The organism is Streptomyces sp. NBC_01788 (assembly GCF_035917575.1).
Taxonomy (GTDB): domain Bacteria; phylum Actinomycetota; class Actinomycetes; order Streptomycetales; family Streptomycetaceae; genus Streptomyces.
Map to the genome: position 1 here is coordinate 8,051,531 of NZ_CP109090.1, position 18,958 is coordinate 8,070,488.

Annotated in this window: 17 protein-coding genes and 3 pseudogenes; 17 read left to right on the forward strand and 3 right to left on the reverse strand. The window is 70.8% G+C overall.

Going from position 1 to position 18,958, the window contains the following annotated elements:
- The first annotated feature begins 235 nt into the window (after positions 1–235).
- The 3 genes from OIE49_RS35880 (at position 236) to OIE49_RS35890 (ending at position 3,597) form a co-directional block, all read left to right on the forward strand.
- Positions 236–2,365: a BTAD domain-containing putative transcriptional regulator gene (locus OIE49_RS35880; protein ID WP_326805953.1), complete on the forward strand. Its 2,130-nt coding sequence runs from the start codon at positions 236–238 to the stop codon at positions 2,363–2,365.
- Positions 2,366–2,734: 369 nt separating this feature from the next.
- Positions 2,735–3,109, forward strand: coding sequence for a VOC family protein (locus tag OIE49_RS35885; protein ID WP_326805954.1), 375 nt, complete (start codon positions 2,735–2,737; stop codon positions 3,107–3,109).
- Between the two features lie 332 nt (positions 3,110–3,441).
- A complete protein-coding gene (locus tag OIE49_RS35890; RefSeq protein WP_326805955.1) occupies positions 3,442–3,597 on the forward strand; it encodes a hypothetical protein in 156 nt (51 codons plus the stop codon).
- Positions 3,598–4,185: 588 nt separating this feature from the next.
- Here the strand turns inward: OIE49_RS35890 and OIE49_RS35895 are convergent.
- Positions 4,186–4,968 carry a helix-turn-helix domain-containing protein gene (locus tag OIE49_RS35895; protein ID WP_326805956.1) on the reverse strand — a complete coding sequence of 261 codons (783 nt, stop codon included), beginning with the start codon at positions 4,966–4,968 and terminating at the stop codon, positions 4,186–4,188.
- A 259-nt stretch (positions 4,969–5,227) separates the two neighbouring features.
- Between OIE49_RS35895 and OIE49_RS35900 the strand changes: the two genes are divergently transcribed.
- From OIE49_RS35900 to OIE49_RS35910, 3 genes and pseudogenes are all read left to right on the forward strand, one after another.
- Positions 5,228–5,893: a DUF4097 family beta strand repeat-containing protein gene (locus tag OIE49_RS35900; RefSeq protein WP_326805957.1), complete on the forward strand. Its 666-nt coding sequence runs from the start codon at positions 5,228–5,230 to the stop codon at positions 5,891–5,893.
- Positions 5,894–6,088: 195 nt separating this feature from the next.
- The gene (locus tag OIE49_RS35905; protein WP_326805958.1) at positions 6,089–6,523 is read left to right on the forward strand and encodes an alpha/beta fold hydrolase; all 435 of its coding nucleotides are present in this window, start codon (positions 6,089–6,091) and stop codon (positions 6,521–6,523) included.
- Positions 6,524–6,903: 380 nt separating this feature from the next.
- Positions 6,904–7,125 (forward strand): annotated as a pseudogene (locus OIE49_RS35910) (integrase core domain-containing protein); the annotation flags it as partial.
- 87 nt (positions 7,126–7,212) lie between these two features.
- Here the strand turns inward: OIE49_RS35910 and ligA are convergent.
- Positions 7,213–9,300, reverse strand: a complete 2,088-nt coding sequence (gene ligA / locus OIE49_RS35915; protein ID WP_326805959.1) for an NAD-dependent DNA ligase LigA — start codon at positions 9,298–9,300, stop codon at positions 7,213–7,215.
- Between the two features lie 247 nt (positions 9,301–9,547).
- Here ligA and OIE49_RS35920 point away from each other — a divergent pair, with 247 nt between their 5' ends.
- From OIE49_RS35920 to OIE49_RS35930, 4 genes and pseudogenes are all read left to right on the forward strand, one after another.
- Positions 9,548–11,467, forward strand: coding sequence for a hypothetical protein (locus OIE49_RS35920; RefSeq protein WP_326805960.1), 1,920 nt, complete (start codon positions 9,548–9,550; stop codon positions 11,465–11,467).
- A 42-nt stretch (positions 11,468–11,509) separates the two neighbouring features.
- Positions 11,510–12,430, forward strand: a complete 921-nt coding sequence (locus tag OIE49_RS35925) for a hypothetical protein (protein WP_326805961.1) — start codon at positions 11,510–11,512, stop codon at positions 12,428–12,430.
- Positions 12,417–12,485, forward strand: a pseudogene (locus tag OIE49_RS37270) (hypothetical protein); the annotation flags it as partial. The gene OIE49_RS35925 and the pseudogene OIE49_RS37270, both read left to right, overlap by 14 nt.
- Positions 12,486–12,606: 121 nt before the next feature.
- Positions 12,607–12,753 (forward strand): aromatic-ring hydroxylase C-terminal domain-containing protein, encoded by a 147-nt coding sequence (locus OIE49_RS35930; RefSeq protein WP_326805962.1) that lies wholly within the window; start codon positions 12,607–12,609, stop codon positions 12,751–12,753.
- Positions 12,754–12,771: 18 nt separating this feature from the next.
- Here OIE49_RS35930 and OIE49_RS35935 read toward each other — a convergent pair whose 3' ends face one another.
- A complete protein-coding gene (locus OIE49_RS35935) occupies positions 12,772–13,290 on the reverse strand; it encodes a MarR family winged helix-turn-helix transcriptional regulator (RefSeq protein ID WP_326805963.1) in 519 nt (172 codons plus the stop codon).
- Between the two features lie 121 nt (positions 13,291–13,411).
- Between OIE49_RS35935 and OIE49_RS37275 the strand changes: the two are divergent.
- The 7 genes and pseudogenes from OIE49_RS37275 to OIE49_RS35970 all read left to right on the forward strand — a co-directional run.
- Positions 13,412–13,801 (forward strand): annotated as a pseudogene (locus OIE49_RS37275) (FAD-dependent monooxygenase); the annotation flags it as partial.
- 109 nt (positions 13,802–13,910) lie between these two features.
- Entirely contained in the window at positions 13,911–14,357 is a 447-nt protein-coding gene (locus tag OIE49_RS35945) for an FAD-dependent monooxygenase (RefSeq protein WP_326805965.1), read from the forward strand.
- Positions 14,255–14,848, forward strand: a complete 594-nt coding sequence (locus tag OIE49_RS35950; RefSeq protein ID WP_326806429.1) for an aromatic-ring hydroxylase C-terminal domain-containing protein — start codon at positions 14,255–14,257, stop codon at positions 14,846–14,848. Before OIE49_RS35945 ends, OIE49_RS35950 begins: the two co-directional genes overlap by 103 nt.
- 146 nt (positions 14,849–14,994) lie before the next feature.
- Positions 14,995–15,972, forward strand: a complete 978-nt coding sequence (locus OIE49_RS35955) for a quinone oxidoreductase family protein (RefSeq protein ID WP_326805966.1) — start codon at positions 14,995–14,997, stop codon at positions 15,970–15,972.
- 177 nt (positions 15,973–16,149) lie between these two features.
- A complete protein-coding gene (locus tag OIE49_RS35960; RefSeq protein ID WP_326805967.1) occupies positions 16,150–17,742 on the forward strand; it encodes an MDR family MFS transporter in 1,593 nt (530 codons plus the stop codon).
- 244 nt (positions 17,743–17,986) lie between these two features.
- On the forward strand, positions 17,987–18,199 hold the full coding sequence (locus tag OIE49_RS35965) for a hypothetical protein (protein ID WP_326805968.1): 213 nt from the start codon (positions 17,987–17,989) through the stop codon (positions 18,197–18,199).
- Positions 18,200–18,252: 53 nt separating this feature from the next.
- Complete coding sequence (locus tag OIE49_RS35970) at positions 18,253–18,951, forward strand: POT-type proton-dependent oligopeptide transporter (RefSeq protein ID WP_326805969.1); 699 nt, start codon at positions 18,253–18,255, stop codon at positions 18,949–18,951.
- Positions 18,952–18,958: the final 7 nt, after the last annotated feature.

Sequence of the window (18,958 nt, forward strand, 5' to 3'; positions counted from 1 at the left end):
CGCGGTGCGCACCCGTCCCATCTCGAGGAACTCCTGCGATCCCAAGCGTCGCCGTCGTTCTTCGACAACACCGCCGAGTACCGGATCGACGCGCCGGAGAACCTCGGTGAGGTCCGGCTCTCCGAGCCCGCCGGAGACCTCACCGGGACCCACGCCAGAAACCCCGCCCGGAGTGAGTCCCCGACTTCCCGAAACCACCCGGCCCGTCCGCCTTCGTCATGAGTATCCTGACGCGGTGACCACCAGCGCGGGAGGGGCCGCGGGCGCTGACTGGGTGCGCGACCCCGATACCGTCGCACGGCTGGCGGAGTCGGCCCTGCGACAGGGGCAATACCACGAGGCGCTGCGGCATGTCGCAACGCTCCCGGCGGACGCGCCGCTGCCTGCCGAACTGGCCTGGCGGCTCGGCCGAGTACTCCACCAGCGGGGCGAGTTCGAGGGCGCCGAGTCGCTGTACGAACGCGCGGCCGCCGATGCCGGGGACACCGGCGCTGACCGGGCCCAGCTGCTGGCCGGCCGGTCGGCAGCACGCTGGGCCCGTGGTGACCGGGCGCGGGCGCGGAGCCTTGCAGACGAGGCGGTGCGGGCTGCCGAGCAGAGCCACGACGACGCCGCGCTGGCGGCGGCCTACCTCGCCCAGGCGCTGGCCGCCTTCAGCGAGGGCGACCGCGCCGCCAACGAACACGCCTACGCCATGGCTTACGCGGCGGCGGAACGGGCCGGGGACATAGGCCTGCAACTGCGGATCCGCTCCAACGTCGGCTCCCGCCTGGTCGAGGAGGGGCGTCTGCGTGAGGCGGTCGGTGCCCTCACCGAGGCGATCGGTCTCGGTGAGGGCGCCCCCCAGCAGACGCTGCTCGCACTGGCCCTGCACAACCGCGCCGAGGCCTGGCTGGGACTCAGCGACCTCAACGCCGCCCGCGCGGACGCCGACCGTGCGCTCACCCTGTGGCAGCGGGAAGGCTCCCCGCTCGCCGCGTTCGGACTGCTGATGATCGCCCGGGTGCACCTGGCCCGGGGCTCCTCCTGGCAGGCCATGGCGGCGTACCGCGAGGCCGTGGCGATGGCCGAGCCGGACGGCAACGCCCAGGTCGTCGCACAGGCATGGGCTGGACTGGCGCGCACCTGCTACGCCGACGATCCGGCCGAGGCGGCGCGGTACGCGGAGTTGTCCCTCACGCATCCGAGCGCCGCCGGGCCGGTCACCGGTCAGCTGGCCGCGGGCTGGGTCGCATTGTGCAGCGGAGACACCGCCTCGGCCGCCCGGTACGCCGCAGACGTCCGCTCGGAGGCCGGCCGCCGCCGCGACCCGGCCGGGCTGGCCGAGGCGATGGAACTCGCCGCGCTCGCCGTATACCGGAGTGATGCGGCCGCGGCGCCGGGACGCCCTGCTGGACGCCGTGCCGCCGGGCTGGTGGAGGCGGCCGCGATCTGGACCGACGCGGGCAACGAAATCGCACTGGCCACCAACGCGCTGCTGCGGGCGCGCCATGCGGGCGATCGGCTGTCCGAGGACGTCGCCTGGCAGCGGCTGCACCGGCTCGGGGTGTGCGACGACGTCTGGCACATCGCAGGGCCGCTGGCGGCGATCGGTCCGCCGCCGGTCCCCGATGTCGCCGTGCAGACCCTGGGCCACTTGGCGGTGCTGCTCTCCGGAACGCCCGTGCCCCCGGCCGGATGGCAGTCACGGAAGGCCCGTGAGCTGGTCATGGTCCTGGCGGGTCAGCTGGGAAGACCGGTCACCCGGACCGCGCTCGCCGCCCTGTTGTGGCCGCAGACGCCTCAGGAGGTGGCCAACCGCCGCCTGTCGGTGCTGATTTCGACGGTGCGCGCGGTCCTCGACCCGGCGCGGCGGCACCCGGCCAACCGCTTTCTGGTCACCGACACCTCCACCGTGCGACTCAACACGGATCACGTCGTCCTCGACACGGTCCGGTTCCACGACGCGGCCCGTGCGGCCATCGCGGCGGACGTCGCGGTCGAGGGCAGCCGGGACAGGGCGGCCGCCGCCGACGTGGTGGCGCGCCTCGAAGTGGTCGTCGGTATGTACACCGGCGACTTCGGCGACGACGGTGAGCTCACCGGGGAGTGGAGCGACCGCCCGCGCGCAGCCTTCGCCGAGCTGCACCGCGACGTCGTCCGTACCCTCGCCCGGCGCTGCCTGCGGCTGGACCGCTGCGACGCGGCAGCGGGCTGGTACCTGCGCCTGATCGGCGAGGACGGCTACGACGAGTCGGCCCACCTCGGACTGATCGCCGCACTCTCCGCGGCGGGCCGGCACGGCGAAGCCCGCCGCCGCTACCGCGACTACGCCAAGCGCATGCACGAGATCGACGTCCGCCCCGCACCCTTCCCCGCGACGTGACCGCCCGGACGGGAAGCCCGCGGGCATACGGATTGCAGTAGTGGACAGGGCCTCGTGCCCGCTGTCGTGGCGCCTGTACCTGCCACGAAGCTGGGAGGGGCCCGGCAGCGGGCCGGTGGGCCCGCTGCCCCCCCGACAGTGACCAGCAACGGCCCAAATTCCAGTTCCGTGTTGAGTCCGGCAATCGACTCATCCAGATGAAACCCGGCAGCCTGTGTGGATGCTTCTGAAAGCCCCACTGCCACGTCCCTTCCGGGTGAAGCCCGGCGGCGGTCCGGCGCACCGCCGCGCATGCCCGCCGCGGCGGCGGGTACCACCCTGTGGTGCGGGGGCGTCGCGGAAGCGGCCGAAGAGCGAGGGGTGTCACAAGTGATTCGAAAGCTGCAGGCGGTCGCGCTGGACTGCGCCGATCCGGTACGGCTCGCGGAGTTCTACGCGGATTTGCTCGGCGGCCGAGTGGTCGCGGACCCGGAGGATCGCGACTGGGTCGAGGTGCACGGGTTCGAAGGGACGCCACTGGCCTGCCAGCGGGTGGACGGCTACCGACCGCCCGAATGGCCTGGTCAGCAGCGCCCGCAGCAGCTACACCTGGACTTCGACGTGGACGACCTCGACGGGGAGGAGAAGCGGGCGCTCGCCCTCGGCGCGATCGTGTTGGAGCGGACGGACCAGCTCCGCCCGGGGGCCAATTGGCGGGTCTACGCGGATCCGGCCGGCCATCCGTTCTGCCTCTGCCTTCACTGAGTCCATCGGGCCTATCACAGCCACTGAGGCGGCGTCAGGACCGGTGATCGGTTCCAGCAGGACGAGGACACGATGTGCCGGGCCGTGCTCGCCCTCCAGCAGCCTTGGGACCATCATCCCGCTGATCACCAACCGCAGTCCAGCTCGCTAACTGATACCTGTTCCGGATTCGGCTGCTGAGCCGGCGGCGGCGGTCGTGTAGCGGAGACTGGTATTGACTCCGAGCGAGAAGACGTACGTGAGGTGGAGGGGACCGGCGCCATTGGCGAGGGCCTCCTCCAGAATTCCTGCCGCAGCCTGTCAAGGCCGATGGGCAGAGCGGCCTGACGGGTTTGTCCAGCCAGAACGTGCCGACCGGCGACGCGGCGCTGAAGCCACTTGCCGAGGTCGTCTCCTTCGTAGAGGACGCCGGGTGCGATGTGGGGGAGGTGGCCGTCGTTCTCGTCGGCGGTGAGGTCGCGGAGCCGGGCGCGTTGCCAGTTGAGTGACCCGGAGCAGTCCAGTCCGGGTCGATTGCGGCCAGATGCTTGGCGCGCTCCGCTGCCGGCTCCGCAGGGAGCGAGGCCGCTCTTGCGAGGGAGGCTGGCGATGTGCTTTCCGACCAACACCATCGCTTCGCTTCGCCTCACACCGTGTCCTGCCGGGGTGCGAGGTGCCCGGTGGCCCGCCGGTAGGACCGGAGCGCGGCGAGCCAGACCATCCCGGCCTCCGGGCGTCCAGCAGGGTCTTGCGCTGCTCCTCCAGCTTGCCCGCCCGCAGCGCTTTCCGCTGCTGGTGGTCCCACCGCCCCAGCGGCAAGTCCTTCGTGACGCCGACTTCGTGCCGGCACACGGCGCGTGTGGAGTTGTTGTGCGCTGTGCACGGCGGCGAGCTTTTGCCCGATCCGGTCGCGATGACCACCTGCGTGCAGTCCGCGTTCGGGGGCGGTGTGATCGGCGGGCAGTGCGAGGGCGCGGAGCACTGCGTCGACAGCCTCGCGCTGCTGAGCGCGGGGAGTCTTCGTTGCGTTCCGGTCCTTGAGTCCTGGGGAGGCCTGGAGCGCGGGGGTGAACCGTGTGCCGGCTGGGTGGTGTTGGTCAGGGTGTGGTTGTGGGGGTGGTTGCTCGTCCGTCGCGCGGGCTCGGTTCGGCGGCGGTGTCCGAGGTCGTTTCCGTTCGGGTGTGGAGGACTTCGCGGCCTTGTTCGGCGGCGTGGATGAGGTTTTCGCTGACGAAGTCGAGGAAGCGGGCGGCGTTTTCGAGGCGGGTGGCGGCGGGGGTGCCGTGGCCGAGGACGCTGGTGCCCTGCCGTGCGATTTCGATGAACTGGTCGTTGGCGCGGGCGCTGCGGAGCATGGACTGGTACCAGAGGTCGTCGTCGACGACGTAGCGCTCGCGGCGGCGTTCGTCGCGTTCGCGGCGGACGAGGTCCAGGCTCTCGAGGAATGTGATCGCTTTGGAGACGGAGGCCGGGCTGACGGTGAGGTGCTGGGCGAGTTCGGATGCGGTGAGGCTGCCGGTGTCAGTGGTGTAGAGGCAGCTCAGGACCCGGGCCATCATCTTGGGCAGGCCGGAGGCCATGAGGACGATGGTGAGTTGTTCCTGGTAGCCGTGCACGGCTTCGGTGTCGCGTCCGTGGGGCTGCTCGAGCCTCTGCGCCTCTTGGGGTGCGGCCTGCCTGCGCCGGTGGGTGCGCTGCTGGGTGGCGTGGTGGGCGAGGTCGGAGCGGTAGCCGACGGGGCCGCCGTTGCGCATCACCTCGCGGGTGATCGTGGAGGTGGGGCGGTCCAGACGCCGGGCGATCTCGGCGTAGGCGAGGTTGTCGGTCAGTCCTGCCGCGATCTGCTGGCGTTCGGCCTGCGTGAGTCTGCCTCCCGGCATCACGCCTCCCTTTTCCTGCCCCGCGACTGCTCCGCGGGGTGCTGCTCGGTGTCGCCTGACGCGTCCATCATAGCGTTCGCCTTCAATCCATTGCAACGACCGGCTGTGCGGTCATTGCGTTAAGCGAGAGAGCGTTGCAACGATTAAGGCTCTTCTACCTGGGCAAACGCGTCGTTCATGCAAAAGCTCTGTTGCCGCGAAATAGAAAGCAACGTAGCTTTCCTGTTGTCGGAAACACCAGTGAGTACAGGAGAGCATCATGCAGAAGTTCGACACTCCCGCCCCGATCGCGACCGTCGTGGACGTCCCCGCCGGGCGTATCCAGCTGATCGCCGCCGACCGCGCCACCACGACCGTCGAGGTTCTGCCCGCGAACCCTGCCAAGAGGCGCGACGTGCAGAGCGCCGAGCAGACCACCGTCACCTACACCGATGGTGTCCTGCGGATCAGCACTGCCGAGCCCGAGAACCAGCTCTTCGGCCCGTCCGGCTCGGTGGAGGTCACCGTCAAGCTGCCCGCCGGCTCCCGCGTCGAGGCCAGGACCGCCGCCTGCGAGCTGCGTGGTGTCGGCCGCCTCGGTGACGTCGCCTTCGACGGCGCATACCGCCAGATCAAGATCGACGAGGCGGCGAGTCTCCGTCTCAACGCGGTCGACGGTGACATCGAGGTCGGCCGGCTCGGCGGCCCTGCCGAGATCATCACCGCCAAGGGCGACATCCGCATCACCGAAGCCATGCGCGGCATGGTCGTGGCCACCACGCAGTCCGGCGACATCACGGTCGGCGCCGCCGCCGGCGTCTCGGCCGCCCTGGACGCCGACACCGCCTACGGCCGCGTCAGCAACGCCCTGAAGAACGACGGCACCACCGAACTCCACATCCGCGCCACCACCTCCCACGGCGACATCACCGCCCGCAGCCTCTGAACCGGCCGAGCCAGGACGCCCCGGCCGGCCCCACCGCGACCGGCCACCCGCCGGCCACCGCGGATGGCCGGCCGCCCTCAGAGGCCTGCGATCCACATACAGGCCCTGACCCTGCCGTACCGGACCTCTCACGTGACCAAGGGGGAACACATGACGAAGAACAGCACTCCCACGACCCGTCCGAAGTGAGCCGGCATGGTGCCGGTGGAGGACACGGCCCTGGCCGTCATGGACACCGGCGGTCCCGGCGCCCCGGTCGTCTACCTCAACGGTCAGTTCGCCACCCAGGGTTACTGGCGGCGGGTCACCGCCGAACTGGGGGCCGCATGGCGGCACATCACCTACGACGAGCGGGCACGCGGCAGATCCGAGCGTTCGGCGGACTATTCCTTCCAGGCCGCCGTCCGCGATGTCGACGCCGTTCTCGCCGCCAGGGGAGTGGGGACCGGGCCCTTGTCGTGCGATGGGCCTACGGAGCGGTCGTCGCAGCCCATTGGGCCGGCCGCAGTGCCGAGCGCGCGCTGGGCGCGGTCCTGGTTGGTGCAGCCCGCTGCCGAGCCGGAGAAATGGACCGTCCTCCTCAACGAAGGGCGCGGCCCCCCTTCGGGAAGCCTCTCCAGTGTCATGTAGTCAGTTCATCCTCGACGTGGTGACCGGCACGATGACATCGTTTTACTTCACCGCCCTCGACGACGTCGTTGACCCAAAGGACAGGAATCGTTTCATACCCAACTCGCAGCTCCTCAGACAGGAGGAGCCTGAGGTCAGGTCGGCCGACGACTGCTGCATCCGGGCTGCCCTGCCCCATGACGACTGCGTTCGTCGTCCGTTGAATCGAGTCCGCCCTTTTCAAAGGGCCTGGGGGCGCGCCGCCGGGCACTGAACAGGAGAAAGAGGACAGCAGTCCTGCTGCCACCTACCCCCTCCTGTTCGTCGGGGCGGTCTATCTGACCGACGACGCCTGGGCCTACACCAAGAACACCTGGTGACAGACCTGCCGCGACCTGGGCATCAGCTCTCGCCGGACCCGGCCGTGGCGGCCTCAGACGAACGGCGAGGTCGAACGCTTTCACCGCACCCTGCTCGACGAATGGCCCTGCACCTCAGGGCTCGAGCGGCAGGTGGCTTTCCCCGACTGGCTGGACTGGTACAACTACCACCGGCCCCACACCGGCATCGGTGGCCAAATCCCAGCCAGCCGCGTCACCAACCTGCCGGGACAGCACATCTAGAGCGACGATGGCCTGACCTGCGTCGAAGCCCCGCGTAACTTGTCGTGTGGGGCTCAGGCGCCCTTACTCAGGACTTGTGGTGCTTCTTTAGTTGAGGTAGTCGGCGACCAGGGCGGCGAATTCGTGCGGGGCGGCCGTGCGGATACCGAGATCCTCGGCTTTGGCTCGCTTGGACCCCGCGCCGTTTCCGGCGACGACGAGGGTGGTCTTCTTGGAGACGCTGGAGGAGGAGCGGCCGCCGGCCTGCTCGATGAGCTCGTTCATCTGGTTGCGGCTGAGCTTCTCCAGGGGGCCGGTCATCACGCCGGTGACGACCACGGTCATCCCGGCCAGCGGTCCGCTCGCACGCTCGGTTTTCTCGTCGTGGTCGCCGGTGTCGCCCTCGTGCGGGGCGGGTGCGGTGGCGCCGGGTTCGGCCATGTTCATCCCGGCGGCGGCGAGTTTGTCGATGAGCGGTGCGAGTTCGGCGAGTTCGGCGACGATCGAGGGGGCCTTCTCGGTGCCGATGCCCTCGACCTGCCGCATCGCTTCCGCGTCCGCGGCGCGGATGTTGTCCATGGTGGCGAAGTGCCGGGCGATACGGCGGGACATGGAGCGGCCGGTGCCGCGGACCCCGAGCGCGCACAGTACCCGCGACAGCGGTTGGCCCTTGGCCGTGGCGAGGGCGGCGAGGAGGTTGTCGGTGCTGGTTTCACCCATCCGTTCCAGGCCCAGGAGCTGCTCGCGGGTGAGGGCGAACAGGTCGGCGAGATCGGCGACGAGGCCGGCGTCGACGAGCTGGACGACGCGGGTGTGGCCGAGGCCTTCGATGTCGAGCTGGTCGCGGCCGGCCGCGTAGGACAGGGCGGCCACCAGGTGGCAGTTGCGTCCGTTCTCGCAGCGCCAGCGCTGCTCGCTGGTGTCGATGCCGTCCCCGCAGCGCGGGCACGTCTCGGGGAAGGCGATGGGTTGTTCGTCGCCGGTGCGCAGGTGGGCGACGGGGGCTTCGATGCGGGGGATGACGTCGCCGGCCCGGTGGACCATGACGTGGTCGCCCAGACGCAGGTCGCGGCGGGTGATGTCGGCCGGGTTGTGGAGGGTGGCGTAGGTGATGGTGGCGCCGTCGATCTCGACCGGTTCCAGGACGGCGCGGGGGGCGATGATGCCGGTGCGGCCGACGTTCCACTCGACCTCGAGCAGCCGGGTGATCTTCTCGACCGCGGGCAGCTTGTAGGCGATCGCCCAACGCGGGGCGCGCGAACCCGATCCTGCCGTCTGCTGGTCGGCGGCCAGGTCGGCCTTGATGACGATCCCGTCGATCCCGAAGGGCAGCTCGGCCCGCAGGGCGGCAATCTCCTGCACCCGGGCCAGCACCTGCTCGACGGTGCCGGCGGTGATGCCGGGCACCGCGGTGGTGGCGGTGGTGTTGATCCCGTACGTGGCGGCCTGAGCCATCAGCTCGCTGTGAGCGAGTTCGCCCAGCCGCGCGGTGAGCGCCGTCTCGGTATCGGACCGGGGCAGCAGGCCGTAGCCGAAGAACGTCATCGGCACGGTGTAGGTACGCTCCTTGGCGCGCAGGGTGCCTGCCGCGGCGCCGCGCGGATTGGCGAACGGCTGCCCGCCGTGTGCGGTGCGCACCTCGTTGGCGTGTTCGAACTGAGCGGTCGTCATCAGGACTTCGCCCCGGACTTCCACGGTGACCGGCTCGGCGAGTTCATCCGGCAGGCCCTCGATGGTGCCCATCGCGTGCGAGACATCCTCCCCGGCCGTCCCGTCCCCGCGTGTGATCAGCTGTGTCAGGCGACCGCCGGCGTAACGGGCGGCGACCGCGAGCCCGTCCAGCTTCGGCTCGACGCTGAACCGCTCGACCTCGTGGCCGATGCGCCGGGCCAGGGAGGCGGTCCAAGCGGTGAACTCGTCCGGCGAGAACACGTTGTCCAGACTCAGCATCGCCACGGTGTGCGGGACATCGCCCTCCGCGGCGCCGCCGGCGACCTTCCCCGTCGAGGAGTCGGGCAGCACCTGGTCAGGATGTTCGGCCTCCCACGCGGCGATGCCTCGCACCAGCCGGTCGTAGGCGTCATCGTCCAGTGCCGACGTCCCACCCGCGTAGTAGGCGGCCGACGCCTTCACCGCGTCCTCGACCGCCTGCGCGTAGGCGGCGGTATCCGTGATCACAGCTGCAGGTGTTGTCATGCCCGTCATCCTGCCTGCCACCACTGACATCGCCCGATACGGCGGGACGGACGAAGGACCGCGAAGAGAACGGGGCGGAGGCCGCGCAGCCCCTAGCCGCACCTCTCAGCGCGAGCACGCGTAGCACCCTGGACGTAATCTTTCGGTGCCGCCCGTGAACGGACGAAAGCGGCGCACCGGTTCCTCTCGTGACTGTCAGTGGTGATCGATACGGTCGGCGCACCTGAGCGGATGAGGAGCGCGGATCATGAGACCTCCGGCCGAACTGGACGGCGTCCAGTGGCACGCCCTGACCCACGCCTACGGCTCCGCGGAGGACGTGCCCGGGCTGATCAGGGCGCTCTATCAGGGCGACGAGGAGGTGGCCGGCGAGGCGATCTACGAGCTTTACGGCAACATCCACCACCAGGGCACGGTCTATCCGGCCTCGGCACCCGCCGTCCCCTTCCTCGCCCACGCCGTCCTGCACGCCCCGGGCAAGCGCGAGGAGCTGCTGATGCTGCTCGCCGTCCTCGTCGACCATGACCCGGCGGACATCGAATCACCGCACTGGCCCGTCAGTTCGGTCGCCGCGGTCTGCGCCGAGCTCTGCTGGGTGCTTCCGGACCTGCTGCCCTGCCTGAAGGACCCTGAACGGGGAGTGCGCCGGGCCGCGCTACGCGTGGTCGCAGCTGTGGCCGAACTGCTCCCGGCTGAGCTGCGCTTCTTCGCTGTGGTGCAGCTCGAAGGGCTGTACTCCACCGATCCTGTCCCGGCGGTGCGGGCGGACGCGATGGTCGCCCTGGCCCGGTTCGGCCGGGAGATGCCGGCACTCGACAGCCCCCTGCCCGAGGTCAGGCTGGCGGCGGCCCTGCTCGCTGCCGAGCGGTCCGGGCCGCCGTACCCGGCTGAGCTGGTGGAGGTCATCGCCGAGGACGGTGCCGAACCCGACCCGGGAGACGACGACTTCCCCTGGTCGGGCACCACCACGCAGGAAGAGCGGCTCACCCGCCTGCTCACCCGGGATCCGAACGCCGGCCTCGCCGTGGCCGCCCGCTGGATCACGGCCTCAGACATCGGCTCGCGCGGGTCCTGGCTGGCCCAGAAGATCGCCGAGACCTGGCGCGACCGGGAGCCCGAGGTCCTGGGCCTGCAACTGGCTGCCCTGCCCCTCCAGAAGGACGCCCGCGCCCTGGCCGGCCGTCTCCGCACCATCGGCCACTGGATCGAGCGCCTTCCCGAGCCGGGCGCCGGCCTCCGGGACGCGCTGCACCGGTACGCAGGCACCGACGAGGAGACCGCCGAGCCGGCGCTCCTCGCCCTGGTGCGCTCCCGCGATCCCCGCGCCCTGGAGCTGGTGCTGCGCCGCCCCAGTGCCCGGATGCTCGAAGCGGCGGCGCAGTACTTCCCCGGGGCTGCCGACCAGCTGATACCCGTGATCCGTCGTGAGCTGGCGGCGGGTGCCACCGGCAACACAGGCATCGCCCTTGTCGAGGCGCTGGCGCCGTTCGGTACCGCCGCGCGCCGAGCCCAGCCCGAACTGGTCGACTGCCTCCAGACCGGCCGCGCGGCCATCGTCGCCGCCCGCCGGATCGGCCTCAACGGCATACGGACGCAGGAGATCACCGATCTGCTGCGCAACGCCGCGCAGAGCACCGATTCCTCACTCAGCGCCGCGGCAGCCGTGGCCCACTACCAGCTGACCGGTGACGCCGGTGTGACGCTTCGCGCCTTCGAGGGGCTGCTCTCGGCCCGGGGCCAGGCCCACTGGTACCTCAGCAGCCTGCAGCCGCTGGGCAGCGCCGCCGCTCCGCTGCTGCCGCTCATCGAGCCTCTGCTGGAGGCCGGGTACGAGTGGACTCGGATGGCGGCCGCCGAAGCCCACCACTGGATCACCGGATCCCCGGACCGCGCCGTCCCCGTCCTCGTCGACTTGGTCGGCCCCACCCCGGTCGGCCTCCGCGCTCTCCAGGCCCTCGCCGCCACCGGCCAGGTCCCAGAGGAGCTCCGCGCCTCCCTCCGCGCCTTCTTCTTCTCCCCGCTCCGCCTGCTCAGTGACGCGCCCCGCTCCGGACAGGGTCATCCGGACGAAGAACTCCGCACCCTGGCCCGAACGTTGCTCACTGTCGGCCACTGCTCTGACCGGGAAGGTCAACCGGATCGAAGCGCAGCCGAGCCGCTACGGTGAATCGTCGGCGATCGCAGCGATGTTCGGGTTCGGGAGGTGGGCTTGGTGCAGATCGAGGTTCCCGCGCCTGAGCCGGATTGGGAGGCGGCGCCGTCGTACCAGGGTGGGAAGCGCAATCCCGCGTTCCAGCAGAGCATGTGGGAGTTCGCTGCTGGCTCTTTCCGGCTGGTGGCGGGGCTGAGACCGCCGCTGGAAGCGCTCGCGGCGCGCTTGCGACTGACCGTCGAACGCGGGTGGGAAGACCTCGGGCATGTGGACGTTGCCATGTTCCGCATCGAGCGGGTGGACTCCGCGCTGAGTCGGCTTGAAGGAGCGGTCGCACCGGACACGTTCGTCTGGGTGAGCCGCTCACACGACGACGTCGACGCGGCGCTGGACACCCTGCTCGGTGCGCTTGGCATCGGCCGCGAGGCACTCGCGTTCCGCGGCGACGCGGAGACGGGTTTCGAATATTTCGACGGCTCCGCGGGGAAACGCCGAAGTCACCTCCCCCAAGGTGAAGGCCAACCCAGGGTCCTACTCGTCACCCGGTGTACCGCGTCCTCTACGCCCTCACCTTCTGGCTCTACCCGCTGCATCGATGCCGTCCATGATCCAGCGGCGGCGGGCCTTCCCCCGTTCGCCGGACTCTTCCGCATACCCGGGTCGAGGTCACCGTGCGCTCCCGTTTCCCCTGGGACATGGCCGAGCGCTTCGTCGCGGGCCGGGTGCTGCTTGCGAGCGACGCCGCCCACCAGATCCCGCCGTACCGTCGGCTACGGAGCCAACACCGGTATCGCCGACACCTTCAATCTGGCCTGGAAGCCGGCCCTGCGCTCCGGTACGGCCACCGAGGAGCAGCAGGCCGCGACCGACGACGCGATGACCGTGATCATGGGCCAGGCGTATCCCGTCGGCCGGCGATCCGCGCGCCCTGTCCGCAGAGCCCGGCACCCGCGCCCCGTATGTGATGCTCGAGCATGACGACGCGCCGCTGGCGACGCTGGACCTGTTCGGTTCCGGTTTCGTCCTGCTGGCAGGTGCGGACGGGCAGTCCTGGGCCGAGGCGGCGCAGGCGGCCGGTGCGCAGCTGGGTGTCGCGCTCGGCGTGCACCGCATCACCGCGGACGGGGACGGGGGCCCGCCGACCCCGGGGGGCGGTGGGCCGCGCCTTCGGGGTGTCGGCCGGCGGTGCCGTCCTGGTGCGTCCGGACGGGATTGTCGCCTGGCGCAGCCGGGGCGCTCTGCCCGCCGGCGAGCAGGCTGCGGCGCTGACGTCGGCGCTGCGCCGGGTCCTGGCACGCTGAACGATGCGGGGCGGGTGGTCAGCCGTCGGCCGGGGCGTGCTGCGCCTCGGCCACCGAGTCCACGTACTTGATCAGCAGGCGGGCGAACTGCAGGCGCTCCTCTGCAGGCCAGTTCCGGGTGATGAACTCGAACGCCGCGCGCTGATGACGGCGGAAGGCGGCCAGCATCGCCATGCCCTCGTCGGTCATCTGAAGGATCGTCCGGCGTCCGTCCCGCTGCGAGGCGGCGCGGATCAGGTACCCCGCGGAGATGCAGTCGGTGACCATGCGGCTGGCGACTGAGGGATCCACGGCCAGCCGTTCGGCGACGACGCCGACGGTGATCTCCTGGCCGTCCTCCTCCGGACCCTCCTCGACGATGTTGAGGACCAGGGTCCGGGTCATGTCCTTGCGGGAGACCGTCGTCTGCGCGTTCAGCGCGGAGGCGCGGCGCAATCGCGAGAAGGCGGGACCCACCGCGTCGAGGGGGTCTGCTGCGGCGAGCGGTCCCTGCCCGGACGGGGGCGTGACGCTCGTCTGCCTGGTCGGAGTCTCCATATCCCCATCCTAGGTCCGGTGGTTAAGAGCAGGGAGCATGTGTATGCCAACAAGTGGTTGCATAATCTCACGCATATAGTCTTTCCTCGCCTCCGAACTCCGCATCTCCCGGGCCAGGCCGGTGGTCCTCGGGCGGCTGCCCGAGCGCACCCCGCACTCCAAGGCCTTCGGCCCGCACGCCCGGTCGCTGGAGTCGCTGGACCGCCGCGGTCTCCTGGAGCGCTTCTGTGACGGTGCCCCCTCCTGGAGCAACGGCCACTTCGCCGGCCTCGGTGTCCGGGTCGACTTCTCCCTGCTGGACAGCGTGCAGAACTACGCGCTGCTGTCCGGGCAGACCCGCACCGAGCGTCTCCTGGAGGAGCGCGCGCAGGAATTCGGCGTCGAGATCCGCCGCGGCCACGTGGTGACCGCCGTGCGACAGGACGCCGAGGGCGTCGAGGCCGACGTCACCGGTCCCGAGGGTTCGCGCACCCTGCGCGGCCGCTACCTCGTGGGTGCCGACGGCGGCCGCAGCCTGGTCCGCAGGGCGGCGGGGATCGCCTTCCCGGGCACCGGCGGCAAGGTCACCGCGCGGGCTGGCCGACGTCGTCCTCGCCGACCGGGAGAAGGCCCCGACGGGCATGGAGCGTACCGAGCGCGGCCTGCTCTTCTGCGTGCCGCTGGACGACACCCACCACCGCGTCGCCACCTTCGACTTCCGCAAGGAGCGGGAGGCGGACGGAGAGCTGACGCTGGAGGAGTTCACCGACAGCCTCCGCGAGATCTGGGGCGACGACCTCGGCGCGAGCCGGCCGTGGTGGCTGTCGTGGTTCACCGACTCCGCCTGCCGGGCGGAGCACTACCGCGCCGGGCGCATCTTCCTGGCCGGCGACGCCGCCCACACCCACTTCCCGGTCGGCGGCCGGGGCGTCAACCCCGGTCTGCAGGACGCGTGCTCAACCTCGGCTGGAAGCTCGCCGCCGACATCAACGGCTGGGCTCCCGAAGGGCTGCTCGACACCTACGACCGCGAGCGCCAGGCCCCCGCCCGCAAGGTGCTGGCCAACACCCGTGCGCAGATCGCGCTGATGAACCCGGACCCCTACGTCACTTTGCTGCGTGAGCTCTTCGAGGACCTGATGCGCAAGGAGGAGGTCAACCGGCACGTCGCCGAGATGCTCAGCGGCGTCGGTGTCCGCTACGGCCTTCCTGGCCCCGGGCACCGTCTGCTCGGCGACTTCGCGCGCGACCTCGCCGTCACCGCCGGGGAGGGCACCGTGCCCCTCCCCGAGCTGCTGCGCCGCGGCACTTTCGCGCTGCTTGACCTGTCCGGCCGTCCGGAGATCTCCGAGGTGTATCGGGAGTGGGCCGGGCCGATCGCCTGGCCCGGCCGTGTCCGGCATGTCGTCGGCCGGTGGGAGCAGGAGCCCGCACTGGCCGGTCTGCTCGTCCGGCCCGACGGCTACGTCGCCTGGGCCGCCGACAAGGACGCTTCACCCGCGCGGATCGCCGAGGGTCTGCGTGCGGCTCTGGCCGCCTGGGCCGGGACCGGGGACCCGAGCCGGCCGGTTTTCAAGTGAACGGCAAAGAACCCGAACGTGCCGCAATACGGTGTGGACCCGCATTCAAATGCATGACAACATGCATATGTACCGGATCGCCGGACGGAGCCACGGCGGCGCACGCGCGACGCGGCTCGACGGACAACCCCCCATGGGAGACAGCAATGAGAATCGTCCGCCACTACGAGCACGGTGCGCCGTCCGTACTCCGCCTCGAGGAGGCGGAGAAGCCCCGGCCCGGTCCGGGCCAGGTCCTGATCCGCGCCGAGGCCGTCGGCGTCACCTTCGCCGAGGTCCAGCGCCGCCAGGGCATCCCGATCGGCGGCCACGCCGAACTGCCCGGCGCGCCCGGCGGCGACGTCGCCGGCACCGTCGAGGCCGTCGGCGAGGGAGTCACCGGCTTCGCCGCCGGCGACCGGGTCGTCGGCGACGTCGACCACAGCGCCTACGCCGACTACGTCGTCACCGGCGCCGAGTTCCTCATCAAGATCCCGCAGGACCTCGACGCCGCCGAGGCGACCCTCCTGCCCAGCCCGGCCCAGACCGCCTACCACGCGATCCGCGAGGCCGGCCGCCTGCAGCCCGGCCAGACGATCGTCATCGACGCGGCCTCCGGCGGCGTCGGCCACCTCGCCGTCCAGATCGCCAAGGCCCTTGGCGCCGGCAAGGTCATCGCCACCGTCGGCTCCAAGGCGAAGCTCGACTTCGTGCGCGAGCTCGGCGCCGACATCGCCATCGACTACAGCGACGAGGACTGGGCCGACCAGGTCCTAGCCGCCACGGACGGCCGCGGCGCCGACGTGGTCCTGGAGACCGTGGGCGGTGACGTCCTGCTGAAGTCCCTGGGCATCACCGCCCAGTTCGGCACCCTCGTCTTCTACGGCTCCGCCTCCGGCGACATCCCGCCGATCCCGACCCTGGCCCTGTCCCGCATGAAGAACGTCGCCGGATTCAGCCTCTACGCGATGCTCTACAACAAGCAGGACACCATGGCGGCCGGCCGGCGCCATCTGCTCGACCTCATCACCTCCGGCCAGGTGAAGCCCGTCATCCACCAGCGGCTGCCGCTGGGGGAGGCCGTCAAGGCCCACGAGCTGATGGAGGCCCGCGCCCAGCTCGGCAAGGTCGTGCTGGTCCCGTAACTCCGCAGGACCGCGGCCGGCCCGGACCCCCGCCGGGCCGGCCGCACCCCAGCCACCGCGCAGGACCACGAAATCACCTCCCCTAAGCCCAGCCTGGGCCCGCGAAAAGACGATGCCGCCGCCTCCCGCGGTCGGTGCGAGGGGGACCGCACACACCGATCCGAAAGGCGGCTCGTCATGTCCGCTCACACCGCTCAGGCGACGGGCGGGGCTCACCCCTTTGGCACCCGCACCACCCCGACCATGGTCGGTTGCATGATCGCCGCGTTCCTCGCCATCCTCGACACCCAGGTCGTTGCCACCGCCCTGCCCCGCATCGTCGGCGACCTCCACGGCATCGACCTCTTCGCATGGGTGACCATCGCCTACGTCATCGCCAGCAGCGTGACCACACCCATCTACGGCAAACTCGGCGACCTCTTCGGCCGCAAGGTCACCTTCCTGTCCGCGATGACCCTGTTCATGGCCGGCTCCGCCCTCTCGGGCGCCTCCGGCTCGATGGAACAGCTCATCGCCTTCCGCGTCGTGCAGGGCATGGGCGCCGGCGGCGTCTTCGTCTCCGTCCTGTCCATCATCGGCGAGCTGTTCACCCCCCGCGAGGGCGCCAAGTACTACGGCTTGTTCGGCATGATCTTCGCCGGCGCCTCACTGGCCGGCCCCGCCGTCGGAGGCATCCTCACCGACGTACTCAGCTGGCACTGGATCTTCCTGGTCAACCTGCCCCTCGGCGCCGTCGCCTTCCTCCTGCTCGCCAAGTACCTGCACCTGCCCCGCCAGATCCGCACGTCCCGCCTGGACTACGCCGGCATCCTCACCCTCTCCGGCGCCATCGTCAGCCTCACACTGCTCACCTCCTGGGCCGGTGCGCAGTACGCCTGGACCTCCCCGCGGATCATCGGCCTCGGCGTGACCGCGGTCCTGTGCCTCGCCCTGTTCATCGCGGCCGAGTCCCGCGCCGTCGAACCGATCGTGCCTCTGCGCCTGTTCAAGGACTCGACGTTCACCCTGTCACTGACCGGCACCATCATCTGCGGCGTCGTCTTCGTCGGCTCCGTCAACTTCCTCGCCCTGTACGTCCAGGTCGTCACCGGCGCCAGCCCCACCACCTCGGGCTTCGTGCTGCTGCCCATGATGCTCGGCCTGGTGCTCTCCTCCGTCGGCTCCAGCAAGAGCATCCGCAAGACCGGCAAGTACAAGATCTTCCCCGTGCTGAGCATGGCCCTCGGCATCGTCGGCGCACTGCTGCTGTCCACCATGGACGCCTCGACCCCGCGCGCCGTATCCGTCCTGTACATGGTGGTCTTCGGCTTCGCCTCCGGCATGTCCGCCCAGGTCTTCACCCAGGCCGCGCAGAACACCGCGCCGCCCGAGGGCCTCGGCGCCGTCTCCGGCGTCGCGACCTTCGGCCGCTCCTTCGGCACCTCGATCGGCATCTCGCTGTTCGCATCGATCTTCTACGGCCGCCTCACCGACGAAATCACCGCACACGTCCCGGCCGGCGCCCTGCGCGGTGTCGACCACAACTCGCTGTCGTCCCAGTCCGTCCTCGACTCGCTGGCCGCCCCCGTACGCCACGCCGTCGAGCAGGCCTACGCCGCAGCACTCACCCCGGTGTTCGTCATCGCGGTGCCCATCCTCGCGGTCGGCCTCCTGGTCACGCTGTGCATGAAAAACCTCAAGCTACGCTCGCAGCACCACGGCGACGCCGGGCGTGAGCCCGCCTCCACCACCGGCCCGGCGCCCGCCGGAGCCTCCCCCGAAGCGGCCTGATCACGCGAATCCCCCGAGCCTGATCCAGGCCGAAGGGCCGCCCTCCCCGCCACCCGTGCGGGAGGGCGGCCCTTCCCCATGCCGCACCGTTCCTGACGTACGGCCCCCTTTTCCTGCCCGCGACATTCCTGCCCGCGCCGAGCACGACCGAGGCGCTGCAGGCTGCTTCGAGCCGAACTCCACGCGCACACGCCATTGTCGGGCGAGGACCGCAGCGGTTCCCACGGCTTGCCAGGAGGCTCGCGTGACACTGACCGACGACCGTACGACAGCCACGGCGGTCGACCCCGGACCGCTGATCAAGCTGACCATCGCCGACTGCGCGGCCAAGGTGCTGCACAGCGCCGTGACACTCGGCGTGTTCGGGGCATTCACCAAGGGCCCGGCCGACGCGGACGACATCGCCGCCGCCACCGGCCTGCACCCGCGCATCGGCGCGTCGGCGCGGTCGCCCTGACCGGCGCCGTCGCCACGACCGCAGTCGCCCTCGGCATCTTCCCGCTGTTCGCGGTGCTGGCCCTGCTGGGCCTGGCCACCGTGTGCCTGCCCTTTCTCTACCTGCGCGCACTGAGCCGCCGCAGCGCCCTCGAACGCAACCGGCTGGGCGCCTTCACCGCAGTCATGGCCGCCTCGGCAGCCTTCTGGACCATCTTCGCTCAGAGCGGTTCCGTCCTGTCACTCTTCGCCGCGCACCACACCGGCCGCGTTGCCCTCGGCTTCACGGTCCCCGCGAGCTGGCTGCAGTCCGTGCACCCGCTGTTCATCCTGCTCCCGGCACCCTTCGTGCGCCGGCTGCCCACGACGACGATCACCGAGTTCGCCGGAGCCCTGGCCGCGGCCGGCCTGAGCTTCTGCGTCATGGCTCTGGCCGCCCTGCTCGCTCGTGCCGGCGACGTATCGATGGCCTGGCTGATCGCCGTCTACCTGCTGTACTCGCTGGGCGTGATCGTGCTTGCCCCGGTCGGCCGGGCACTGGCCGCAGCCGTCGCCCCACCCGGCTACATCAACCGATTCCTGGCGCTGAACGGCATGTTCGCCGCCGTCGGGGTCGTCCTCGGCGGCCAGTTCTACCGCCTGACGGCCGTACTGCCCCTGCCCGCCTACTTCCCGGCGCTGGCCGGGATCGCCCTGGCAACCGCCGTGGCCGTGGCCGCCGCCACCCGCCGCCTGACCCCCCACCTGCCGCCTGCCCCCTACCTGGCCGTCTGACCACCGC

Bases quoted from the DNA above. Each gene is read 5' to 3' on its own strand.
- OIE49_RS35895 (WP_326805956.1), bottom strand. From the start codon at position 4,968: ATGCCGGGAGGCAGACTCACGCAGGCCGAACGCCAGCAGATCGCGGCA.
- OIE49_RS35900 (WP_326805957.1), top strand. From the start codon at position 5,228: ATGCAGAAGTTCGACACTCCCGCCCCGATCGCGACCGTCGTGGACGTC.
- OIE49_RS35905 (WP_326805958.1), top strand. From the start codon at position 6,089: ATGGTGCCGGTGGAGGACACGGCCCTGGCCGTCATGGACACCGGCGGT.
- ligA (WP_326805959.1), bottom strand. From the start codon at position 9,300: ATGACAACACCTGCAGCTGTGATCACGGATACCGCCGCCTACGCGCAG.
- OIE49_RS35920 (WP_326805960.1), top strand. From the start codon at position 9,548: ATGAGACCTCCGGCCGAACTGGACGGCGTCCAGTGGCACGCCCTGACC.
- OIE49_RS35935 (WP_326805963.1), bottom strand. From the start codon at position 13,290: ATGGAGACTCCGACCAGGCAGACGAGCGTCACGCCCCCGTCCGGGCAG.
- OIE49_RS35945 (WP_326805965.1), top strand. From the start codon at position 13,911: ATGGAGCGTACCGAGCGCGGCCTGCTCTTCTGCGTGCCGCTGGACGAC.
- OIE49_RS35955 (WP_326805966.1), top strand. From the start codon at position 14,995: ATGAGAATCGTCCGCCACTACGAGCACGGTGCGCCGTCCGTACTCCGC.
- OIE49_RS35960 (WP_326805967.1), top strand. From the start codon at position 16,150: ATGTCCGCTCACACCGCTCAGGCGACGGGCGGGGCTCACCCCTTTGGC.